At 63.8% G+C, this 21,153-nt stretch carries 20 protein-coding genes and 2 tRNA genes; 15 read left to right on the top strand and 7 right to left on the bottom strand.

Annotated elements, in window-relative coordinates:
- Nucleotides 1–69: 69 nt before the first annotated feature.
- Nucleotides 70–1,017, bottom strand: coding sequence for an asparaginase (locus AC1D1F_RS06185; RefSeq protein ID WP_477678654.1), 948 nt, complete (start codon nucleotides 1,015–1,017; stop codon nucleotides 70–72).
- A gap of 134 nt (nucleotides 1,018–1,151) precedes the next feature.
- Here AC1D1F_RS06185 and lexA point away from each other — a divergent pair, with 134 nt between their 5' ends.
- From lexA to AC1D1F_RS06200, 3 genes are all read left to right on the top strand, one after another.
- Entirely contained in the window at nucleotides 1,152–1,856 is a 705-nt protein-coding gene (gene lexA / locus AC1D1F_RS06190; protein WP_436154473.1) for a transcriptional repressor LexA, read from the top strand.
- Between the two features lie 132 nt (nucleotides 1,857–1,988).
- A complete protein-coding gene (locus AC1D1F_RS06195) occupies nucleotides 1,989–2,360 on the top strand; it encodes a hypothetical protein (RefSeq protein ID WP_477678655.1) in 372 nt (123 codons plus the stop codon).
- Nucleotides 2,361–2,545: 185 nt separating this feature from the next.
- On the top strand, nucleotides 2,546–3,553 hold the full coding sequence (locus tag AC1D1F_RS06200; RefSeq protein WP_477651980.1) for a D-2-hydroxyacid dehydrogenase family protein: 1,008 nt from the start codon (nucleotides 2,546–2,548) through the stop codon (nucleotides 3,551–3,553).
- 41 nt (nucleotides 3,554–3,594) lie between these two features.
- Here the strand turns inward: AC1D1F_RS06200 and AC1D1F_RS06205 are convergent, their stop codons facing one another.
- Nucleotides 3,595–5,664: a type IV pilus assembly protein FimV gene (locus tag AC1D1F_RS06205; protein WP_477696391.1), complete on the bottom strand. Its 2,070-nt coding sequence runs from the start codon at nucleotides 5,662–5,664 to the stop codon at nucleotides 3,595–3,597.
- Between the two features lie 36 nt (nucleotides 5,665–5,700).
- On the opposite strand from AC1D1F_RS06205, the gene AC1D1F_RS06210 reads away from it, so the two are divergent.
- From AC1D1F_RS06210 to AC1D1F_RS06230, 5 genes are all read left to right on the top strand, one after another.
- Nucleotides 5,701–7,221 (top strand): 3-hydroxyacyl-CoA dehydrogenase, encoded by a 1,521-nt coding sequence (locus tag AC1D1F_RS06210; protein ID WP_477696392.1) that lies wholly within the window; start codon nucleotides 5,701–5,703, stop codon nucleotides 7,219–7,221.
- Between the two features lie 150 nt (nucleotides 7,222–7,371).
- The gene (locus AC1D1F_RS06215; RefSeq protein ID WP_477678207.1) at nucleotides 7,372–8,151 is read left to right on the top strand and encodes an oxepin-CoA hydrolase, alternative type; all 780 of its coding nucleotides are present in this window, start codon (nucleotides 7,372–7,374) and stop codon (nucleotides 8,149–8,151) included.
- 149 nt (nucleotides 8,152–8,300) lie between these two features.
- Nucleotides 8,301–9,026 (top strand): Crp/Fnr family transcriptional regulator, encoded by a 726-nt coding sequence (locus AC1D1F_RS06220; RefSeq protein ID WP_431096232.1) that lies wholly within the window; start codon nucleotides 8,301–8,303, stop codon nucleotides 9,024–9,026.
- A 19-nt stretch (nucleotides 9,027–9,045) separates the two neighbouring features.
- Nucleotides 9,046–10,143, top strand: coding sequence for a phosphotransferase (locus tag AC1D1F_RS06225; protein WP_477700674.1), 1,098 nt, complete (start codon nucleotides 9,046–9,048; stop codon nucleotides 10,141–10,143).
- A 53-nt stretch (nucleotides 10,144–10,196) separates the two neighbouring features.
- A complete protein-coding gene (locus AC1D1F_RS06230; protein ID WP_477678970.1) occupies nucleotides 10,197–11,456 on the top strand; it encodes an acyl-CoA dehydrogenase family protein in 1,260 nt (419 codons plus the stop codon).
- A gap of 4 nt (nucleotides 11,457–11,460) precedes the next feature.
- Here AC1D1F_RS06230 and AC1D1F_RS06235 read toward each other — a convergent pair whose 3' ends face one another.
- Nucleotides 11,461–12,147 (bottom strand): hypothetical protein, encoded by a 687-nt coding sequence (locus AC1D1F_RS06235; RefSeq protein WP_477678971.1) that lies wholly within the window; start codon nucleotides 12,145–12,147, stop codon nucleotides 11,461–11,463.
- Nucleotides 12,148–12,203: 56 nt separating this feature from the next.
- On the opposite strand from AC1D1F_RS06235, the gene AC1D1F_RS06240 reads away from it, so the two are divergent.
- The 3 genes from AC1D1F_RS06240 to AC1D1F_RS06250 all read left to right on the top strand — a co-directional run bounded on the left by AC1D1F_RS06240 (nucleotide 12,204) and on the right by AC1D1F_RS06250 (nucleotide 13,691).
- Entirely contained in the window at nucleotides 12,204–12,908 is a 705-nt protein-coding gene (locus tag AC1D1F_RS06240) for a glutathione binding-like protein (protein WP_477696395.1), read from the top strand.
- 132 nt (nucleotides 12,909–13,040) lie between these two features.
- Nucleotides 13,041–13,117 (top strand) — tRNA-Arg (locus AC1D1F_RS06245).
- A gap of 133 nt (nucleotides 13,118–13,250) precedes the next feature.
- Nucleotides 13,251–13,691 (top strand): response regulator, encoded by a 441-nt coding sequence (locus AC1D1F_RS06250; protein ID WP_477651988.1) that lies wholly within the window; start codon nucleotides 13,251–13,253, stop codon nucleotides 13,689–13,691.
- Nucleotides 13,692–13,753: 62 nt separating this feature from the next.
- Here the strand turns inward: AC1D1F_RS06250 and AC1D1F_RS06255 are convergent.
- Nucleotides 13,754–13,830, bottom strand: a tRNA-Pro gene (locus AC1D1F_RS06255).
- A 154-nt stretch (nucleotides 13,831–13,984) separates the two neighbouring features.
- Here AC1D1F_RS06255 and AC1D1F_RS06260 point away from each other — a divergent pair.
- From AC1D1F_RS06260 to AC1D1F_RS06270, 3 genes are read left to right on the top strand one after another with little or no spacing between them, the layout of a single operon-like run.
- Nucleotides 13,985–14,488, top strand: a complete 504-nt coding sequence (locus AC1D1F_RS06260) for a C4-dicarboxylate ABC transporter substrate-binding protein (RefSeq protein ID WP_477675903.1) — start codon at nucleotides 13,985–13,987, stop codon at nucleotides 14,486–14,488.
- Nucleotides 14,485–15,960: a TRAP transporter large permease subunit gene (locus AC1D1F_RS06265; protein ID WP_477675902.1), complete on the top strand. Its 1,476-nt coding sequence runs from the start codon at nucleotides 14,485–14,487 to the stop codon at nucleotides 15,958–15,960. The genes AC1D1F_RS06260 and AC1D1F_RS06265 overlap by 4 nt, the downstream gene beginning before the upstream one ends.
- A 48-nt stretch (nucleotides 15,961–16,008) precedes the next feature.
- On the top strand, nucleotides 16,009–16,395 hold the full coding sequence (locus AC1D1F_RS06270; protein ID WP_477675901.1) for a DUF488 domain-containing protein: 387 nt from the start codon (nucleotides 16,009–16,011) through the stop codon (nucleotides 16,393–16,395).
- A gap of 72 nt (nucleotides 16,396–16,467) precedes the next feature.
- Here AC1D1F_RS06270 and boxB read toward each other — a convergent pair whose 3' ends face one another.
- The 3 genes from boxB to AC1D1F_RS06285 are packed head-to-tail and all read right to left on the bottom strand — an operon-like array spanning nucleotide 16,468 to nucleotide 20,515.
- On the bottom strand, nucleotides 16,468–17,892 hold the full coding sequence (gene boxB, locus AC1D1F_RS06275; RefSeq protein ID WP_436154460.1) for a benzoyl-CoA 2,3-epoxidase subunit BoxB: 1,425 nt from the start codon (nucleotides 17,890–17,892) through the stop codon (nucleotides 16,468–16,470).
- 9 nt (nucleotides 17,893–17,901) lie between these two features.
- A complete protein-coding gene (boxC, locus tag AC1D1F_RS06280) occupies nucleotides 17,902–19,596 on the bottom strand; it encodes a 2,3-epoxybenzoyl-CoA dihydrolase (protein WP_477675904.1) in 1,695 nt (564 codons plus the stop codon).
- A gap of 22 nt (nucleotides 19,597–19,618) precedes the next feature.
- A complete protein-coding gene (locus AC1D1F_RS06285; RefSeq protein ID WP_477675899.1) occupies nucleotides 19,619–20,515 on the bottom strand; it encodes a helix-turn-helix transcriptional regulator in 897 nt (298 codons plus the stop codon).
- A gap of 136 nt (nucleotides 20,516–20,651) precedes the next feature.
- Here AC1D1F_RS06285 and AC1D1F_RS06290 point away from each other — a divergent pair, with 136 nt between their 5' ends.
- Entirely contained in the window at nucleotides 20,652–21,143 is a 492-nt protein-coding gene (locus AC1D1F_RS06290) for a flavodoxin domain-containing protein (protein ID WP_477675898.1), read from the top strand.
- The last annotated feature ends 10 nt before the right edge of the window (nucleotides 21,144–21,153 follow it).

Below are 21,153 nucleotides of genomic sequence, written 5' to 3' on the forward strand. Positions count from 1 at the left end.
AGGTCGTCCGCGAAAGTTCAAAAGGAATGGGGTGGAACCCGGTGCGCCAGCGCTACCGGGCTCGGGTGATCAGGCCAGCAGTTGCAGGATCAGTTGGACCCTGGCCTTGACCGGGCTCAGGCCTTCTGAATCCGGAATTGCGTCAGCCGGGGTCGGCAGCACCCGTCCGGCGGTACAGCGGCTGGCGCGAATGACCTTGACGCCCGCGGCTTGCGCCTTCAGCAAGGCAGCCTCCAGTTCGTGGTGCAGGCTGCCGTTGCCGGTGCCGGCCACCACCAATCCTTGCACGCCCTGCGCCTGCAAGGCCTGCACGATGGCGCCGCCGGCGCCGGCATGGTTCATGAGGATTTCGACACGGGGCACGGCGGTGCTGGCCAGGCTGGCGATGGTTTGTGCAGCGGCCTGCGCGCGGCCCGCCTGAGCTTGCTGCCAACTGCGCAACTGCCTCAGCCGCCCTTCCTCCACATAGCCGATGGGTCCGGCGTCGCCCGAACTGAAAGGGTCAAGCCGGTAGGTATGCGCCTTCTGGACGTCCGCCGCACCGTGGACGACGCCGGCGCACACCGCGACCACGCCCTGCGCTCCCGCGTGGCGCGCCACGGCCACCGCATCCAGCAAGTTTTGCGGCCCATCAGGAACCAGCGCCGTGGCCGGGCGCATTGCGCAAGTCAGCACCACGGGTTTGGCCGGCGCCAACAGCGCTTGCAGAAAAAAAGCGGTTTCCTCCAGCGTATCGGTGCCGTGGGTGATGACGATGCCCTGGACGTCGGGCTGCGCGAGGTAATGGCTGACGCGCGCGGCCAGCTTGGCCCACACCGCAAAACTCATGTCCTTGCTATCAACCTGCGCCACCTGCTCCGTCAGCACGGTGCCGGCCTGCGCCAGGGCGGGGATGGCGGCCAGCAACTCCTCAACGCCCACCTGGGCGGCGGTGTAACCGATGTTGTCCGACACACTGGCAGCCCGGCCGGCGATCGTGCCGCCGGTGCCCAGAATCACAATATTTTGAGGATGCATGGAAAGTGATCTTGCAATCTTTTAAAAACTGGATGAAAATACAGGTACTGGATATTAAAACAGGTCGACGGCAGGCAAACGGTTTGCAGCCCTCAACTCTGCCTTTAACTCTGAAGAACTATAGGAGTCCCGCCATGAGCATCCTCGCTGATTTCCCGCATTTTCCCTCCGAAGGTCCCAAGCTCACGGCGCGCCAGCAACAAATCCTGGAACTGATCCAGAGCGCCATTGCCCGCACCGGCGCACCCCCAACCCGCGCCGAAATCGCGAATGAACTGGGTTTCAAGTCCGCCAACGCCGCCGAAGAGCACCTGCAGGCGCTGGCCCGCAAAGGCGTCATTGAACTCGTCAGCGGCACCTCACGCGGCATACGCCTGCGCGGCGACACCCTGCGTTCCATCAACGAATCGCGCACCAAACAGTTTTCCCTGCCGTTGCAAAGCCTGGCCCAGCTCGCCCTACCTTTGGTAGGGCGGGTTGCTGCTGGCAGCCCGATTCTCGCGCAGGAACATATCGAGCAAACCTATTATTTTGAAAGCAGCCTGTTCCAGCGCCAGCCCGACTACCTGCTCAAGGTTCGCGGCATGAGCATGCGCGACGTCGGCATCATGGACGGCGACCTGCTGGCCGTCAAACAGGCCAAGGAAGCCAAGAACGGCCAGATCGTCGTGGCCCGTCTCGGCGATGAAGTCACCGTCAAACGCTTTCGCCGCAACAAGAATCTGATCGAGCTTTTGCCCGAAAACCCCGACTTCAACATCATTGTGGTCGAGCCCGGTGAGCCGTTTGAACTCGAAGGCCTGGCCGTCGGTTTGATACGCAACACCATGCTGATGTAAGCCTTCCAATCCGGCCACGCACCAGGTGGCGGGCGTTTGGCTGTATGGCCAACACCCTGGTGCAGCGGCCCTGCCGGCTGTAGCCGGTCCGAAATCCTGCCTGTGTAAACCTCTCTCATACAGGAGTTCATCATGGGAATCGTCAGTTTTTCACATTCACCCCTTCTGTCTCTCCTGCTGGCTCCCGTGCAGGCGCTGGCAGCCTGGTTTGTGCCCGCACAGCACAGCAGGGCCAGCCGTTTTTCCACACCTATGCGTGCCCAGCGCGCGGCCGGCCAGCTGGCATTACCTTTTTCCTCGGGTGTCGCCGTTGCGCCGCGCGAAGCCACCCAAGCCGGCAAGGCAAGGCCCCGCAACCCCACGCCCAGCCGCCTGCGCATCGTGCGCGAATTCGACGCCAATGTCGGCCCGGCTTGCGCCGGCCGCATGGTTATCTCCGGCCGCATGGCCGACGTCTGCGCGGAGCTTGAGCGCATGGCCCAGCGCGAGGCCGCCTTGCAATAGAAAGGCCCTGCCCGCTCTCGCCCGCTCTGAGGGGGCTATTTCCCGGCTGCGTGAAGGTCAATGAGCCCGCCCGGTGCGCCACGGCAGGACTGAAATGCCTCGACAGGTTTCCTTGCGATACAAAATGCAAGCATTCGGGTAGCCCTTCCCGCGAGGAAGAAAAATCTTGCAGGCACAATATCGGCATGAATATTGTGATCCTCGACGACTACCAGGACGCAGTGCGAAAACTGAACTGCGCTGCCAAACTTGAGGCCTACCCCGCCAAGGTCTACACCAACACCGTCAAAGGCATAGGCCAGCTGTCCGTCCGGCTCAAGGATGCCGACGTCATCGTCCTTATCCGGGAACGGACCCAGCTCAACCGGCAGGTCATTGAAAAACTCCCCAAGCTCAAACTGATCGTGCAGACCGGCCGCGTCGGAAGCCACGTCGACGTTGCCGCCTGCACCGAGCGCGGCATCGCGGTGGCAGAAGGCACCGGATCACCCACGGCGCCGGCGGAACTGGCCTGGGCACTGGTCATGGCCGCCATGCGCCGCATTCCCCACTACGTGGCCCACCTCAAGCACGGGGCCTGGCAGCAGGCGGGCCTCAAGTCGGCCTCCATGCCGCCGAATTTCGGCATAGGTTCGGTCCTCAAGGGCAAGACCCTGGGCATCTGGAGCTACGGAAAGATCGGGCAGATCGTGGCCGGCTACGGCCGGGCCTTCGGCATGCGGGTCATCATCTGGGGCCGCGATGCCTCGCGTGAACGGGCCCAGGCCGATGGCTACGAGATCGCCGACAGCAAGGCCGAGTTTTTTGAACAAAGCGATGTGTTGAGCCTGCACCTGCGGCTGAACGACGAAACGCGCGGCATCGTCACACTCGAAGACCTGTCGCGCATGAAAACCACATCCTTGCTGGTCAACACCTCGCGCGCCGAGCTGATAGAACCCGAAGCCCTGATTGCCTCGCTCAACCGCGGCCGCCCAGGCCTGGCGGCGATCGACGTGTTTGAATCCGAGCCCATTCTGCAGGGCCATGCCCTGCTTCGCCTGGAGAACTGCATCTGCACACCGCATATCGGCTACGTGGAGCAAGACAGTTATGAGCTCTACTTCGGCGCGGCCTTCGACAACGTGGTCAATTTCATCAAGGGCACGCCCACCAACATCGTGAACCCCGGCGCCCTGCAAGTACGGCGCTAGGTATACCTTGCCCCCAAGGCGGGGGCCGAAACCGCCGGGAACTAGGCGTTCCGGGCCGGTGCCGCGACCGGGCCATCGAGATCGAACTCGATGAGATTGCCGAAGTCTCCGGCTTCGGCCTCGGCGTCCATCGCTACGATGACCGGCAGCGGTTCAAGCGCGCCGCCCACGTCCTGGCTCAAGTCAATGTCCAGCCCCAGCCTCGGTGAAACCGGGGGCCGCGTCAGGTCGGGCGTCAATGCGATTTCCGTGGAAAGGGCAGCCGCCACAGCGCTGGGAACCACGGCGGCAAGCGGCGGAGGCGGTGCCTGAAACCGGGCTGACAAGGGCAGGATATTGGTCGGGCCAAAACTGGTCGTTTGCGGCAAGGCGGCCGGCACATCCAGGGCGGAAGGCAGAGCAGGCTCGCCGCCCTTCTCTTCCGGCTGTCCAGGGCGGGAAATAAGCTTCTTGGCAATGGAGTGAAGCAGCAGCAGTTCGCGATAAGCCGCAAGGCTGAAAACCTCGTTGCGCGAATCGGGCTTGCGGAAGATGGATTCTTCCAGGACGTCCAGCACCTTGGGCGTCGGCCACAGCGACTCAATGCGCGTGAGGGCCTCCACATAGAACTCCAGGCCGTGCGTGTCTATCGCATAGTCATCGAAGGCCGGCACCTGAGCATTGAACATCCGGTGGAAGTCCTTGCGCAATGCGTCATAGTCGTCCCTGCGTCCCAGGCTGTGGTAGAGGTCGAACAGGTCCAGATAGACCAGCGCGCTCGTCTCCACGTTGTCCATGATGTGCAGGCGCAGGACATCCACCGCCTTGTCGGGATGGCCCAGCGAGAGGAAAAAATCCGCCTGCTGCTGGACATCAAAAAGCTCTTCGGCATTGACGATACGGGGCATGCCGCTCAAGCCGCCCAGGCTGGGCAGGAATTCCGGGCGATCAGCAGATTCAGCCGGCCTGGACGCAGGCAGCTTGCGCGTGCTTTCGAAATGAAGCGCATCCAGGTCGAGGTCCACCACGGGCTTGGGCGGGCGCTCTTCGTGTGCCGGTTCAGTGCCGGGGTGCCCGGACGCCGGCCCTGCATAAACCGCAAAATCGCTCTGTCCATCATTCTTGTCCCACCAGGGACCATGGCTCAAGCGCAGCGCGTGCTGCCGGTTGCGCCTCCATAAAAAGCCGGCTGCCAGCAGCGCGAACAGCAGGACAGCGCCCAGGGCATACACCAGCCAGTTGCTGTAACGCTCCTGGCGCGCCTGCTCCAGCTGGCCCTGCAACTGCGTCACGACCTGTTCGGTTTTGCGGCTTTGCGCCAGCATGGCGGCCACGTCGGACTCCAGGGACTTGAGGCGCTGGCCGTCGCGAACTAGGTCTTGCGGCTGGGCATTCAAAGCCTGCCACAAGGCGGCTGCGGAGGCGCGTTGCTGGGCATCGGTGGAAGGCGGCGTCAGCAGTTCCGGCGATGAACGAAGCACCGGATCGCGTTCGACGGTGAGGTCAATCGGGGCCAGTTGCAGTCGTGCCCGCGATTGACGCACCGGCGCCGGAGGCTTGCCTGCCGCGCGGACCGGCGGTGTGGCCAGTGAAGAGGCCATCCCGGCGCGGGGTTCCGGCTTCGCCCTCGATGTCCCGGAGCGGGATGGCGCTGCCGGGCGAAACTGTACCGAGCTTGCCGCAGCCGCCGCTTGCGGAAGGACCGAAGGCATCGGGGCCATGTTGTCGCCCAGCATCTCGGCCAACAGGACGTACTTGCGCGAATTCTTTTGCTGGCACCCTTCGCGTGCATGGATCGTCACGACCGGCTCATCCAGCGCGGAAGTCGTGCGGATGCGAATCAGGATTTCACCAGCGCCGGCACCCGGCGAGATCGTGGTGCGTATCCTGTCAGGGAAAACCTGGCTGTCGCCGAAAAACACATCAGCGGACACGCAAGCGGAGCCGGAGTTTTCAGCGCCGTCCAGTTGCGCGGACAGGGTGACGTCGAGTGGGTGCCCAACGATGGCCGCGCCGCGCATGCGGCCCAAGGACGCGGCCAGGGTGTTGGCGGCAAGCCCCATCAGCAAAGCGCCAAGCAGGCATTTCAGGAACTTCTCGGCGACTTTCATGGGGTGCGCAAATTTTGCCATGCACCTCTAGCGAATACGCTCAGCCATAATTCGGGCATGAAAGTAAATTTCGCAAATGTGGGAATAGTTGGCACTGGTGCGATGGGGCGCGGCATCGCGCAGATCGCGGCGCAGGCCGGCAGCACCGTCAAGCTGATGGACGCGCAGGCGGGCGCCGCCGAAAAGGCGCGCGAAGCGATTTGTGCCCAATGGGACAAGCTGGTCGAAAAAGGCAGGCTCGACGCGGCCGTGGCCACCGGCCACAAGGACCGGTTGCTGCTCGCCGGCACGCTGCCCGACCTGGCGGGCTGCGACCTCGTCATCGAAGCCATCGTGGAACGCCTGGACGTCAAGCGCGCGCTGTTCGCCGAACTCGAAGCCCTGGTGCCCGCGAGCGCCGTGCTGGCCAGCAATACCTCATCGCTTTCAGTGACGGCCATCGCGGCGGCGCTCAAACATCCCGAGCGCCTGGCCGGTTTTCACTTCTTCAATCCCGTTCCGCTGATGAAAGTGGTGGAAGTGATCGCGGGCCTGAAGACCAGCCCCGCGGTCTGCGAAGGCCTGAGCCAATACGCGCGGCAGATGGGCCACACACCCGTGCAGGCGCAAGATACGCCCGGCTTCATCGTCAACCACGCCGGCCGGGGCTTCGGCACCGAGGCGCTGCGCATCGTCAGCGAAGGCATTGCCGATTTCGCCACCATAGACCGCATCCTGCGCGACCAGGCCGGCTTCAAGCTGGGCCCTTTCGAGCTGATGGACCTGACCGCGCTCGACGTTTCCCATCCCGTGATGGAGTCGATTTACCACCAGTACTATGAAGAAGCCCGCTACCGCCCCAGCGTGATCACGGCGCAGCGCCTGGCCGGCGGCATGCTGGGCCGCAAGACCGGCGAAGGCTTTTACCGCTATGTGGACGGGGCCATGCAGGTGCAGCCCGAGCCCCCTGTCCCCGAGGTTGCCGAACTTCCGCCGGTGTGGGTCTCGCCGCGGGCTTCGCGGCGCTCGGAACTGCTGCAACTGCTCAAGACCCTCGGCGCCAAAATCGAGACCGGCGCCTCTGCCTCGCCGCAGGCCCTCATGCTGGTCGCGCCACTGGGCTTTGACATCACCACGGTGGCCGTGGTGGAGCGCCTGGACCCGGCCCGTACCATCGGCATCGACATGCTGATCGACGACGCGGCCACCAAGCGGCGCGTGCTGGCCACCAATCCGGCCACACGCAGCGACATGCGCGACGCGGCCCATGCCCTCTTCGCCCGCGACGGCAGGGCCGTCAGTGTGATCCGGGACAGCGGCGGCTTCGTCACCCAGCGAGTGGTGGCCGCCATCGTCAACATCGCCAGCGACATCTGCCAGCAGGGCATCTGCAGCCCGAAAGACCTGGAAACCGCCGTGACCCTCGGGCTGGGCTATCCCATGGGCCCGCTGGCCATGGGCGACCGCTACGGCCCCACCAATGTGCTGGAAGTGCTGTTCAACATGCAGACCGTGTACGGCGACCAGCGCTACCGCCCTTCCCCCTGGTTACGGCGCCGCGGTGCGATCGGCTTGAGCCTCCTACACCAGGAAGAATGAAACACCCCCTTCGGATGCTCACTTCGTGTAGCACCTTCCCCCCTCCAGGGGGCGGCGCTTGCGGCCTGGCGAAGCCAGTTCCGCGGCCCCCACTGGCGTGGGAATCCCTCCTCCGGCGACCACACATTCTTTCGTATTGGAACAACTGACATGGCAGGCGCAATCAAAGGTACGAGTGAGGGCCAGACCCTTATCCTGACGATCAGCAACCCGGAGTTCAGGAATGCCCTGGGTCCCGATATTTATGCGGCGGGCATTGAGGCCTTGAACGCCGCCGAGAACAACCCCGACATCCGCAGCGTGGTCATCACCGGCGAGGGTGCCATCTTTTGCGCGGGTGGCAACCTGCAGCGGCTGCAGGCCAACCGCCGTGAAGCACCCGAGGTGCAGGCCCAGAGCATCGAAGGCCTGCACAACTGGATCGACTCGATACGCACCTACCCCAAGCCGGTGATTGCCGCCGTGGAAGGCCCGGCCGCTGGTGCCGGTTTTTCGCTGGTGCTGGCCTGCGATTTTGTGGTGGCGGCGGACAACGCCGTGTTCGTGATGTCCTACAGCACGGTCGCGCTGTCGCCCGACGGCGGCGGCAGCTGGGCCCTGGCGCGCGCCCTGCCGCGCGCGCTGGCCAGCGAACTGCTGATGACCGGCGAACGCATAGGCCCACGCCGCTTGCATGATCTCGGGCTGGTCAACCGCGTCACGGCCCCGGGCGAAGCCCTGGCCCAGGCCCTGCAGCTGGCCGACAGCCTCAATGCGCGCGCGCCGAACGCGCTGGCCAGCATCAAGGAACTGATCAACGACGCAGCCGGCAATACGCTGAACCAGCAGTTGGCCCGAGAGCAAGACCACTTCGTGCGCAACCTGCACGACGCCAACGCCGGTGAAGGCATAGACGCCTTCCTGAACAAGCGCACGCCGCACTACCGCTAGCCGGTCCTTGCGCGGGGGGCCCTGTCGCGGCCCTCCCTCGCCATTTCCCGGCCCCTCCGGCCGGGCGACACCCATGCGACAGCCCGCTGGCGCGGGGCGGGTCCCTCAAGCGACAATGGACGTCTTGTTAGTCACTCAAAAGACAGACCATGGACGATCCCATTCTTACGATAGAGGAACGAGAGGCCATTAATAACGGCCGCTGGTTTTCATCCCTGTCCCCATCCCTGAGGCACGACATACTTCGATGCGCCTACGTCAAACGCTACAAAGACGGCGAACTCATCAGCGCCCGCGGCGACGCGCCGGAAGAATGGATATCCTGCGCGCGCGGCGCCATCCGGGTGAGCTCGACCTCGATTTCGGGCAAGCAGGTCACCCTGACCTATGTGGAGCCCGGCATCTGGGTCGGCGACGTGGCGATCTTCGACGGGGAGCGGCGCACCCACGACTCCTATGCCCATGGCGAAACCACGCTGCTGTGCGTCTCGCGCGCCGACCTGCGCAAAATCCTGAGCCAGCATGTCGAGCTCTACGAAGCCCTGCTGCGCCTGCATGCGCGGCGCATACGGCAGCTCTTCGGCCTGGTGGAAGACCTCAACACCCTGCCCCTGCGCGCGCGGCTGGCCAAGCAACTGTTGCACCTGGTCCGCAGCTACGGTGTGCCCAGCCTGGCGGACAGCGGCGAAGTGCGCATCGGCCTGCAGCTGGCGCAGGAGGAACTGGCCCAACTGCTGGGCGCCTCGCGCCAGCGCGTGAACCAGGAACTCAAGTCCATGGAGCGCGAGGAAGCCATACGCATAGAGCCGGGCGGCCTGGTGGTGCGCAACCGCCAGGCCCTGATGCGCATTTCCGAAGCCGAAATCGACAAATAAACACACGGGGGCCAGCCCTTTGAGCACGAGCAATTTCGACCACTTTGTCGGCACTCGGGCCGTGTCCGGCGCGCACGCCTTTGACCTCGATGCGCTCACCGCTTACCTGGGCAGCCACCTGCCCGGCTTCAAAGGCCCGCTGACGGCGGAGATCTTCAAAGGCGGCCAGTCCAACCCGACCTACAAGCTGATCACGCCGGGTGCCTCTTACGTGATGCGCGCCAAGCCCGGGCCTGTGGCCAAACTGCTGCCCTCGGCCCATGCGGTGGAGCGCGAATTCAAGGTCATGCAGGGCCTGCAGGGTACCGACGTGCCTGTGCCCAAGATGTATTGCCTCTGCGAGGACGAGTCGGTGATAGGCCGCGCTTTCTATGTGATGGAGTTCGTCGAGGGCCGCGTGCTCTGGGACCAGTCCCTGCCCGGCATGAGCCAGGCCCAGCGCGGCGAGATCTACGACGAGATGAACCGTGTGGTCTCCGCCCTGCACAAAGTGAAATTCGCCGAGCGCGGCCTGGCCGACTACGGCAAGCCCGGCAACTACTTCGAGCGCCAGATAGGCCGCTGGAGGAAGCAGTACGCCGCCTCCATCACCCAGCCCATCGCCGAGATGGACAGCCTGATGCAATGGCTGCCCGCCAACATCCCGGCCGGCGCGCGCGACGACAGCATGGTCTCCATCGTGCACGGCGACTTCCGGCTCGACAACCTGCTGTTCCACGCGACCGAGCCGCGCGTGCTGGCCGTGCTCGACTGGGAGCTGTCCACGCTGGGCCATCCGCTGGCCGACTTCAGCTACCACTGCATGGCCTGGCACATCCCGCCCGGGGCCTTTCGCGGCATAGGCGGGCTGGACGTCGAAAGCCTGGGCATTCCCACCGAATCCGAGTACATACGCCGCTACTGCGAGCGCACCGGCCTTGCCACACCCGAGGCGCTCAAGGCCGACTGGAACTTCTACATGGCCTACAACCTGTTTCGCATCGCGGCCATCCTGCAGGGCATCGCCAAGCGGGTCGAGGCCGGAACAGCCTCCAGCGCCCAGGCCGTCAGCTCGGCCGCCGGCGCGCCGCTGCTGGCCAAAATGGCCTGGGGCTTTGCCCTCAAAAGCCAGGGCTGAAGCCTGCTCTTTTTCACAACAACATCGCCCCCCACATCCCTTCTGGAGATTTCATGGACTTCAACTACACCCCCAAAGTACAGGAACTGCGGGCGCGCCTGCTCAAGTTCATGGACGAGAACATCTACCCGAACGAGGCACGCTTTTTCCGCGAAATCGCCGAGAACCGCGCCAAGGGCAATGCCTGGGTCCCGACCAAACTGGTCGAGGAACTCAAACCCAAGGCCCGCGCCGCCGGCCTGTGGAACCTGTTTTTGCCGCACTCGCCGCGCGCGCCTGAAGGCCTGTCCAACCTCGAATACGCGCCGCTGTGCGAAATCATGGGCCGCGTGCCTTTCGCGGCCGAGGTCTTCAACTGCTCCGCGCCGGATACCGGCAACATGGAAACCATCGCCCGCTACGGCTCCGAAGCCAACAAGGACCAGTGGCTGGACCCGCTGCTCAAGGGTGAGATCCGCTCGGCCTTTTTGATGACGGAGCCCGAAGTCGCCTCGTCCGACGCGACCAACATCCAGTGCCGCATTGAGCGCGACGGCGACGATTACGTGCTCAACGGCCTCAAGTGGTGGTCGTCGGGCGCGGGCGACCCGCGCTGCGCGGTCTACATCGTCATGGGCAAAACCAACCCCGACGCCGGCCGCCACGAGCAGCAATCGATGATCCTGGTGCCGGCCAACACGCCCGGCATCACCGTGATCCGCCCGCTGTCGGTGTTCGGCTACGACGACGCGCCCCACGGCCACATGGAAGTGCGCCTGACCAACGTGCGCGTCCCCGTAGCCAACCTGCTGCTGGGTGAAGGCCGCGGTTTTGAGATCGCCCAGGGCCGCCTCGGCCCCGGCCGCATCCACCACTGCATGCGCAGCATAGGCATCGCCGAACGCGCGCTGGAGCTGATGTGCAAGCGCCTGAACAGCCGGGTCGCCTTCGGTAAGCCGATCGCCAGCCAGTCCGTCTGGCACGAGCGCATCGCCGAGGCCCGCTGCATGATTGAGCAGGCCCGGCTATTGACGCTCAAGGCCGCCTACATGATGGACACCGTGGGCAACAAGGTCGCCAAGGCTGAGATCGCGATGATCAAGGTGGTAGCGCCCAACATGGCCTGCCAGATCATCGACTGGGCCATCCAGGCCCACGGCGGCGGCGGCGTGTCCGACGACTTCCCGCTGGCCTATGCCTACGCCAGCCAGCGCACCCTGCGCCTGGCCGACGGCCCGGACGAGGTGCACCGCGCGTCGCTGGCCAAGCTGGAGCTGGCCAAGCACCTCCTGATGCCCGGCGAAGTCGAAATGCCCGTCACGCGCGGCGGCTGAAGCCTTACAAGGTCAGGTCGTTAGAGAGTCCGGCGATCGCCGACTCACAGGCCGTGGTGAAAATCAGCGCCGCATGCTCCAGCGTGGGCATGTCGGCCGGGGTGTACTGCATGCGCAAATAGGTTTTGCCGCGCAGCACCATCAGGATAAAAGGCACTTGCGCGTCGGGTGAAGGCTCGGGCCAGGACATCAACAACTCGACCAGTTGCGAGTCCAGCCACGCCAGTGCGTTGGAGCGATGGTCGGCCATCACCGCATAACGTTGCCAGAAGGGCTTGGGCAGGCTTTCCCAGCCGACTTCGGGGTACATGGCCAGCCAGCGCACCTCTTCGGGCATGCTGGGGTCGGCGGTGGTCTGCAGGGTGTCGGTATAAGCTTGGTAGGCGCGCTTTTCCAGCCCCTCCTTCAAGGCCCGGTTCATGACCAGGACCGTGACGTCGTCGTTGACCTTGACCTCGCCCCGGGCACGCAGTTCTTCGCCGCGGATGTAGTCGCGCGATGGGCTGCCGCGCTCCAGCTTCCAGGGCTTGCCGCCCACGTTGCCCTTGAGCGCAAACCCCTTGCCCTGCCCCATGCCGGTAAAGGAAAAGCCACGGGTGCCGGCCCATTCGGACACGGCCTCGTCGGACGCGGCGGCATCGCCGGCTTCCGCCTTACCCCCGACCAAGACTTTCTTCAGCCGCTCGAACATGGTTTTCGCTTTTCTCTTAAAGTGCAGCAAGCATCATAGTAGTCAAGGAAGTTCCAATGATCAATGTTTACTCATGGCCCACGCCCAACGGCCACAAAGTCCACATCATGCTGGAGGAATGCGGCCTGCAACTGGGCCGCGACTGGCAGGCCAACCCAATCAATATCGGCACCGGCGACCAGTTCAAGCCCGAATTCCTGGCCATCAGCCCGAACAACAAGATCCCGGCGCTGGTCGACCCGGTCGGCCCCGACGGCAAGCCCATCTCGGTGTTCGAATCAGGTGCCATCCTGCTCTACCTGGCCGCCAAAACCGGCAAGCTGCTGCCGAAAACCGACCGCCTGAAGTTCCAGGTGCTGCAATGGCTGATGTTCCAGATGGGCGGCGTCGGCCCCATGATCGGGCAGACTCACCATTTCCGGCAGTACGCGCCCGAAAAGATAGCCTACGCCATCAACCGCTACACCAATGAAACGAAGCGGCTTTACGGCGTCATGGACAAGCAGCTGGCCGGCAGCCGGTTCATCGCCTGCGACGAGTACAGCATTGCCGACATCGCCATCTTCCCCTGGCTGCGCAACTGGGAAAACCACGGCATAGACTGGATCGACTACCCGCACCTGAAAAAGTGGTTTGACCTGATCAGTGAACGCCCCGCCGTGCAGCGCGGCGTCAAGGTGCTGGCCGAGCTGCGCAGGCCCATCACCGACGACAAGGCGCGGGAAGTGCTGTTCGGCAAGACGCAGTACGAAAAGCGCTGAGAAAAGCGCTGAAAAGCGCTGGGTGGAGGCCGGCCGGCCGGGGTTGGCAGACCTCGATTGAAGGTATGATTCGCGACGAGCTGGAAACGGCGGCCGCCCCTGCGTGGCCTTGCCCCTGCTCCCACACACAAACTGCCCGTAGCTCAGTCGGATAGAGCATCAGCCTTCTAAGCTGAGGGTCGGGGGTTCGATCCCCTCCGGGCAGGCCAATTCGCGGCGTCAGTCGTACCCGCCCTTTCCCCCCGCGATCAACGAACTTCGCTTACACACCCTCGGAATCGGGGTATATAGTCGGGATTCGGCCCCGTGCAAAGGCCGGCAAGACCAAGGAGGCGAGAAAAGATGGCCAGACCAACCATGTTGCTGGTGGAGGACAACCCCGCTCACGTCGAGTTGACGTTGCTGACGCTGCAGGAAAACGGCGCCGACCATGAAGTCATCGTGGCCCGCGACGGCACGGAAGCCCTGGAATACCTTTTCTGCGAAGGTGCTTACAGCAACCGGCCCAACGACCATCCGCCGGAACTGGTCATGCTGGACCTGAATTTGCCTGGGATCAGCGGCGCGGAAGTCATGCAGCGCATGCGTGGAGACCCCCGCACTTTCTTCGTACCCGTCGTCATCCTGACCTCCGAGCCCAAATACTCGCCAATCGTGAAAGAGATTCAGGGCGGTCTTAACAGTTACGTACGCAAACCGCTGCATTTCCGGGATTTCCAGGAAAAACTGGAACAGGTGCGCGAATACTGGCGCACTTCTAACTTCGGGCCGCTCAAGTCCTGAGGGCTTCGCCGCCATGCGGACATGAAAAAGCCCACTGACGTGGGCTTTTTGCTGGGAAATGATGGTCGGAGTACAAGGATTCGAACCTTGGACCCCCTGGTCCCAAACCAGGTGCGCTACCAGACTGCGCCACACTCCGACTAGTCAAATATTATAGCCCGAACCCGCTACACTTTCCCGCGCCCCCTTCATTTTTTCCATTCACTGGATTACCCAATGAAATTTCGCCTCGCTGTCCAGCCTGATCAGCACCGGCCCGACGCAAAGGCTTGCCGCCGCAACTTTGGGGCCGCATGAGGATGGGGACCGCCGCCGCGGCCGCGTCCCAAGTCGACAAAGGACTGACGCGCCTGACTGCGGCATTCGCGCTGCTGGTGCTGCCGCTGGCGGCGCTGCTGTTGGCCCAGTGGCCGCTGCGTGAACTTGTGCAAGCCTACTCACGCCAGGCCAACGATGCGGCGCAGGTGCTGTTCGCGCTGTATGTGGCGGTGGCCGTGACGGCGGCCTCCAGAAACCACGCCCACCTGGCCTCCCTGCAGCCTCATCCGTCCGGCGCGCCCCGGCCGCGCTGGCATGCCTGGGCGCTACTGGCCTGTGTCATGCCCTGGGCGCTGTTCATGCTGTGGGCCGGCTGGCCGCTGGTTGCTGCCTCTGTAGCCTCTTTTGAGCGATTTGGCGAAACGCTCACACCGGGTTATTTCGTGATCAAACTCGCCATGGCGTTGATGCTCTTGCTGGTGCTGGCCGAAGGCCTGCTCGAACTCTTGCCGCACGGCCGTACGCCGGGCTCGCCATGAACCTGACCGGCCCGCTCGCGGGTGTGTGGATGCTGCTGGCGCTGGGCGCGCTGATTCTCGCCACCGGCCTGCCGGTCTGGGCCCTGCTGATAGGCGTCTCAAGCCTGTTCGCGGTGCTGGGCCTGGCGGCGGGCGCTTTCGACCTGCAAATCCTGCAAGCCCTTCCGGTACGCACCTTGGGGTTGCTTGAAAACGATTTGCTGCAGGCCATGCCGCTGTATGTGTTCATGGGTGTGCTGCTGCAGCGCCTGACGGTGGCCGACGCCCTGTACTCCGCGCTGCTGCGGCTGTTTCGCCCGCTGGCCGGCGCGCACGCCCTCTCGGCCCTGGGCGTAGGCGCCCTGATTGCGCCCATGAACGGCTCGGTCGCCTCCAGTTCGGCCCTGCTTTCACGCCTTGTTGCCCCGCGCATGGCGCACCTGGACACCGCGCGGGCCGTCTCCATCATCAGCGTGGCCGCCACCATAGGCGTGGTGGTTCCGCCCTCGCTGGTCTTGCTGTTGCTGGGCGATGCCATGCTGCTGGCACACCTGGAGGCCAGCCGGCTGCCGGGCTATATGCAGACAGGCCAGCGCATCATCAACACCCAGGACGTGATGCATGCGGCGTTGCTGCCTGCCCTGTGCGTGTTGGCGCTCTGGGCCGTAGTGGCCTGGCGCCAGGCCGGAAAACAGAAAGAACACCCGCCCCAACTCCCGGCCAGCCGCGCCCAGACTGCCGTCGCCCTGCTCACGGGCGGCACCATCGTCCTGCTGCTGGCCGGTGTCTTTACCGGAAAGCTCTACGCGGTGGAGGCGGCGGCAACCGGCGCGATGCTGCTGGTCGTCTCGGCCCTCCTGGGCCGCTCGCTGCCGGCGGCCGGCTGGCAGGCGGTGCTGGCTGACACGCTCAAACTCAGCGGCGCCCTGTTTGCGCTGCTGGTGGGCGCCACCACTTTCAGCCTGGTGTTTCGCGTATTCGGCACCGACCGCTGGCTTAACGGCCTGCTGCTGGGCTCCACGCTCCCGCCAGGGGTGACGGCGGCCTTGGTACTGTTGCTGGTCGCTTTGTGCGCCTGGGTGCTGGATGCATTCGAGATGATTTTTGTCATCGTGCCCATCGTCGCGCCGGCGCTGATCGCGCGCCTGGGCGACGCACAGCAGGCGGCGGTGCTGCTACTGTTGGTGCTGCAGCTCAGCTTCCTGATTCCACCCATGGGCTACGCCGTACTAATGGCGAGGTCCCGCTCGGGCCTGCCGGCCATTTCAAGCCGACGGCTGCTGGCAGCGCTATGGCCCATGCTGCTGGTGCAGGTGGCGCTCACGGTAGCGGTGTTCACTTTTCCGTTCACCGTGCACTGGCTGGATGCTCCCGCACCCGCGGCCTCCGCGCAGGCGCCCATGGCCGAAGATGAAATCGCGCGCCAGATGCGGGAGATGTCACGCGTAGAGCCACCCGAACCGGGTGCCGCCACCGCTCCGGCCGCGCCCTGAACCGCTTCAACAAAGAGCTTGTGAACGTTCGCAGAAAAGGAGACTGCAATGGCCATCAGAATCATCAGGCTGGGCACAGCCCGCAGCACCGACGAGGGTTTGCGCATAGGCACGGTGCGCAGGCCGCCGCGCGGCGTGCCCAAGGCCGAGTTCGCCTCGCAGGATTGGTACGACGTCTGGTACCCCAACCTCGCGCCCAGCGTGGAAACCATGAAGCTGGGCCAGAGTGTGGACTCCGACAAGGACTGGGCTGCCTTCAGCAAAAAATACCGCTCGGAAATGAACGAGCCCGACGCCAGCCGCAGCCTCGACCTGCTGGCGGCGCTGTCACACCGGGCGAACTTCGCGATGGGCTGCTATTGCGAAAACGAGGCGCGCTGCCATCGCTCGCTGCTGCGGGACCTGCTCAAAGAGCGCGGCGCCAAGATCGATTAGCCCCACGGTTGCTCACTGCGAGCGCCCGAGGCCTTGCAGTCCCGCGGCCCCGACCTGGCTTAAATCGCGCCTTTAGAGCTTTACGTATTCGTACTCGAGTGGATTGGCATTGATGCCGCGATCCGGCGGCGCAATCCAGGCGGCCATCTTGCCGGGTTCGGTGACGCGGTTCATCAGGCTTTTCACAAAAGCCGTGTCGGCCGGCGTCGGCAGCCACTGGTCTTTCTTCGCCTCGAAATCGGCGGCGCTGATCGGGTTGCCCAGCGGATCGGTGAAATTACCGGCCCAGGCGCCGACTTCGCGGCGAAAGCGCGTCGATGGCAAGGTGAGTTCAAAGTCCACGCCGGCGCGTTTGATGCCCATGTTCCAGCGTGTCACACCGACATTGCAGTCCTTGACGTATTCGAGGCGCGTGATTTCATTCATGCCGTTGCGGGTCGAAATCGTCTCGTTCTTGAGGCCGCCCTGCCCGTTCGGCACCACGATGCTCATCTCGGTTTCGAGTTCCACGTGGTCGGCGAACTTGGCTTCATCGGGCCGGCCCTTGATGCCATTGCTGAAGTAGTTGGCGGCATTCGACGAGGCTTCCGAGCCGAACAGGTCCAGCGACGAAGTGAACCAGAAGTTCATGAACTTCTGGATGGTGGGCAGGTCGATCACGCCGGCCTTGCGCAGCGTCGCGACGTCGTCGGTGTCCAGCTCCTTCATGACTTCCAGCGTGCGCTTGATAACGCGGCCCACGCCGGTCTCGCCCACAAACATGTGGTGGGCTTCCTCGGTCAGCATGAAGCGAGTGGTGCGCGCCAGCGGGTCGAAGGCGGATTCCGCGAAGGACTTGAGCTGGAACTTGCCGTCGCGGTCGGTGAAATAGGTGAACATGAAGAAGGACAGCCAGTTGTCCATGGGCTCGTTGAAAGTGCCCAGGATGCGCGGCTTGTCCGCGTCGCCGCTGTGGCGCATCAGGAGCTCCTCGGCTTCTTCACGTCCGTCGCGGCCGAAGTGCGCGTGAAGCAGGTAGACCATGGCCCAGAGATGACGGCCCTCTTCCACGTTGACCTGGAACAGGTTGCGCAGGTCGTACAGCGAAGGCGCCGTATGGCCCAGCAGGCGCTGCTGCTCGACCGAGGCCGGCTCGGTATCGCCCTGGGTCACGATGAGGCGGCGGAAGGTGGAACGGTATTCGCCGGGCACGTCCTGCCAGACCTCTTCGCCCATGTGGTCGCCAAAACCGATCTTGCGGCCCTCTTCCTTGTCGGCCAGGAAAATGCCCCAGCGGTAGTCAGGCATGGGCGTGTAACCGTAGCTGGCCCAGCCCGAAGCATCGACACCCACGGCGGTGCGCAAATAGACTTCCTTGGCTTTGAAGTCGCTGGGGCCCATCTCGTCCCACCAGTTCAGGAAGGCCGGCTGCCAGTGCTCCAGCGCGCGCTGGAGCTGGCGGTTTTCGCCCAGGTGGACGTTGTTGGGGATGAGGGCCTGGAGGTCTATAGAGCTCATGATGTTTCCTTAAATCCGTTTCCAATCGAACTTGGCTTTTTTGCCTGTGCCGAAGAGCTTGAGCGCGCCGTCCTCACCCACCGCATTCGGGCGAATGAAAATCCAGTTCTGCCAGGCTGAGAGACGGCCGAACACGCGCGTTTCCATGGTTTCCTTGCCGGGGAAGCGCAGCGAGGCTTCCATGCCGGTCATGGCGTCAGGCGAGAGCGAAGCGCGCTCTTCCAGCATGATGCGGATCTCGTCTTCCCAGTCGATGTCGTCGGGTGTCAGGGTCACCAGGCCCAGCGCCAGCGCCTGGTCGGCACGCAGCGGGCTGTCGCCGAGTTTTTGCAGTTGGGAAATCGTGGCGCTGTCTTCGCAGAAGCGCGTCTGCAGCCGCGTCAGGCCGTTGACGGCGGGAAACCAGCCGAAGTTGGCGGGGCTCAGTTGCAGCGCGGGCGCCGCATCGGGCGAATCCGGCAAGTCCAGCATATAGATGCGATCGCAAGCCAGGGCCAGTTCATAGAAGGTGCCGGCAAAACACGAGCCTGCGTCGACCAGCGCGATCAACGAGCGGCTGGTGACATCCAGCCGCGCCAGCGTGCGGCGCAACGCGCCCGTGGTTTCCTTCACCAGCCAGTGGTCTTTGAGTTTGGCCAGCACCTCGTCCATGCGGATGACCTGGCCGGCGTCGCCCGTGGTCTTGATGACCCAGGTGCCGACTTCGAGTTCATTGGTGCGCAGGTTCAGGATAGCGTCGTCAAGCTCGCGCTGCAGTTTGAGCGGGTACCAGTTAGCGCCGGCCGCTTCAATCGCTTCAGGTGTGGATTCAATCGCGCTTGCGGGCGCCTTCACCGTGACAGTGGCGATGCGCTTTTCGCGGTCGATCTGAGCGTCGACCAGACTGTAGTGGTAACCGGCGTCATCGATCAGGGCTTTGAGCGGCGTCAGTTCAATACCTTTGGCACCGGCACCTCGTGTTGACTGCGCGCGCAGCGCTTCGATTTCGGTGTTCAGCAAGTCGCCGAACTGCTGCGGCTTGGCATGGGCATCGATCAGTTTCCAGTCCTTGGCGCGGTCGGCGCGCACGCCTTCGGAGGTCGTGCAGAAAATGTCGGCCAGGTCGCGGCGCACCTTGCGCTTGTCGGTCACGCGGGTCAGGCCGCCGGTGCCGGGCAGCACGCCCAGCAGGGGCACTTCCGGCAGGCTGACGGTGGAGGAGCGGTCGTCGACCATGATGATGCGGTCGCAGGCCAGGGCCAGTTCGTAGCCGCCGCCGGCGCAGGCGCCGGTCACCGAGGCGATCGCCTTCAAGCCGTCATGGCGGGAGGAGTCCTCCAGGCCGTTGCGGGTTTCATTGGTGAACTTGCAGAAGTTGACCTTCCAGCCGTGCGTCGACAAGCCCAGCATGTAGATGTTGGCGCCTGAGCACCAGATCTTTTCCTTGCCCGACTCGAACACCACAACTTTGACGGCGGGGTGCTCGAAGCGCACGCGGTTGATCGCGTCGTGCAGTTCGATGTCAACACCGAGGTCGTAGCTGTTGAGCTTGAGCTTGTAGCCCGGCTTGATGCCACCGTCTTCGTTGATGTCGAGCTTGAGGCGCGCAACGTCGCCTTCCACGCTCAGCGTCCAGTGCTGGTATTTGCTGGGGTGGGTGGAGAAACTCACGAGCTCGCGCTCCTGGCCGGCTATGACCTGTTTGAATAAAAGCGGTTCTGTCATGGCGTTCATGGGGTGTCTCCGGTTAGGTCCGTTCGGCTTGTTCGCGGACGGTTGTTTTGGGAACGGCGCGTTCCAGGTCTTTGAGGCTTTGTTTCAGTGTGCGCGCGGCGGTATCGACCACGGCGTCAGCGCGGGCATAAAGCGCTTCCCGGCTTGAGAGGATGCGGCGAATGTCTTCCATCGCCTCGTCGGTCGCGCCGCGGGTCGTGTCAAAAGGCCGCATGTCGCCCTGGGCTACCACGCGGGCCATGTGCTCCTCGGGGCTGGCCTTGAGCCATACGCAATAAAAACGGCTTTGCAGCAGGTCGAAGGTCTCGCGCTCGCTCACGATGCTGCCGCCCGTGGTCATGACCACGCCTTCCGGGTGATCCTCGGCGATGCGGAACAGCGCGCGGCGCTCATAGCGGCGGTAGCCGGCCTGCCCGTGGAGCAACAGGATTTCGTTCATGCTGGTACCCGCCTCGCGCTCGATCTCACGGTCGAGTTCTATGAAAGGCACACCGCGCTCAGCCGCCAGCTGGCTGCCCAGCGTGGACTTGCCGGCGCCGCGCAGGCCTATCAGCGCCACGCGCTGCTCGCGGCCCAGCGCGTCGCTGAGGCCGAAAGTGCCGCCGAGCAGGCTGTAAGCCTGGTCCAGTTGGGCATCGTCCAGCCGCATCAGCAGGCCCTGCACGCGGGCCAGCGCCGGTCGCGGCGCATCCTGCAGCAGTTCCAGGATGGAAATATTGAGTGCGCGGGCCGCGGCTTCCAGGGAATTGATGGACACATTGCCCTTGCCGCTTTCCACGTCGGCCAGGAAACGCTCGCTCAGGCCCGAATCCGAAGCCAGCTGCTTGCGCGTCATGCCGCGGCGAGCACGCCAGGCGCGAACGCGGGCACCCAGTTCACTGAGCGTGGCTTTCGATTCCTGTTCAGACATGATTTCCAAGAGACACCTGTTTGAAAAAATTAGGCTTTATGCAACTTTTACCGTTGCGCCCCGCATTAATTGCAGTATACTTCACTTTAACTTGATGTAAAGCAGTTTATTGCATCTTTTTTCTGGAGACTTTTTGATGAAACTCAAAATCCTTGTAGGCACAATGACCAGCACCGCTGACTATGTCGCACAAGCAATCCAGATGGATTGTGCGGATTTGGTGAGTGATATTGAAGTCGAGCTGATGGATAACCTGGACATCAGCGTCTTTGATGCGGCCAAAGCCGAAGATGCACTTTATCTCATCTGCAGTTCCACCTACGGCTCGGGCGACGTGCCCGACAATGCCCGCGCCCTGTATGAGTCGCTGGGCGCCAATCCCCAATTCCTCGGCCACGTGCGCTACGGCGTCATCGCGCTCGGAGACCGTACCTATATGCAGACCTTCTGCTTCGGCGGCAAGAAATTTGACGAGCGGCTGCAGGACCTGGGCGCACAGCGCATCGGCGAGATCTGGTGCCATGACGCGAGCAGCGGCACCATGCCGGAAACAGAAGGCACCGAGTGGTGCCGCCAGTGGCTCACCAGTGCCCTGCAGACATCGGGGGCCAGCTCCGCCACCGCCTGACGCACAAGAA

The sequence above is a fragment of the Polaromonas sp. P1_H6 genome (assembly GCF_056405195.1).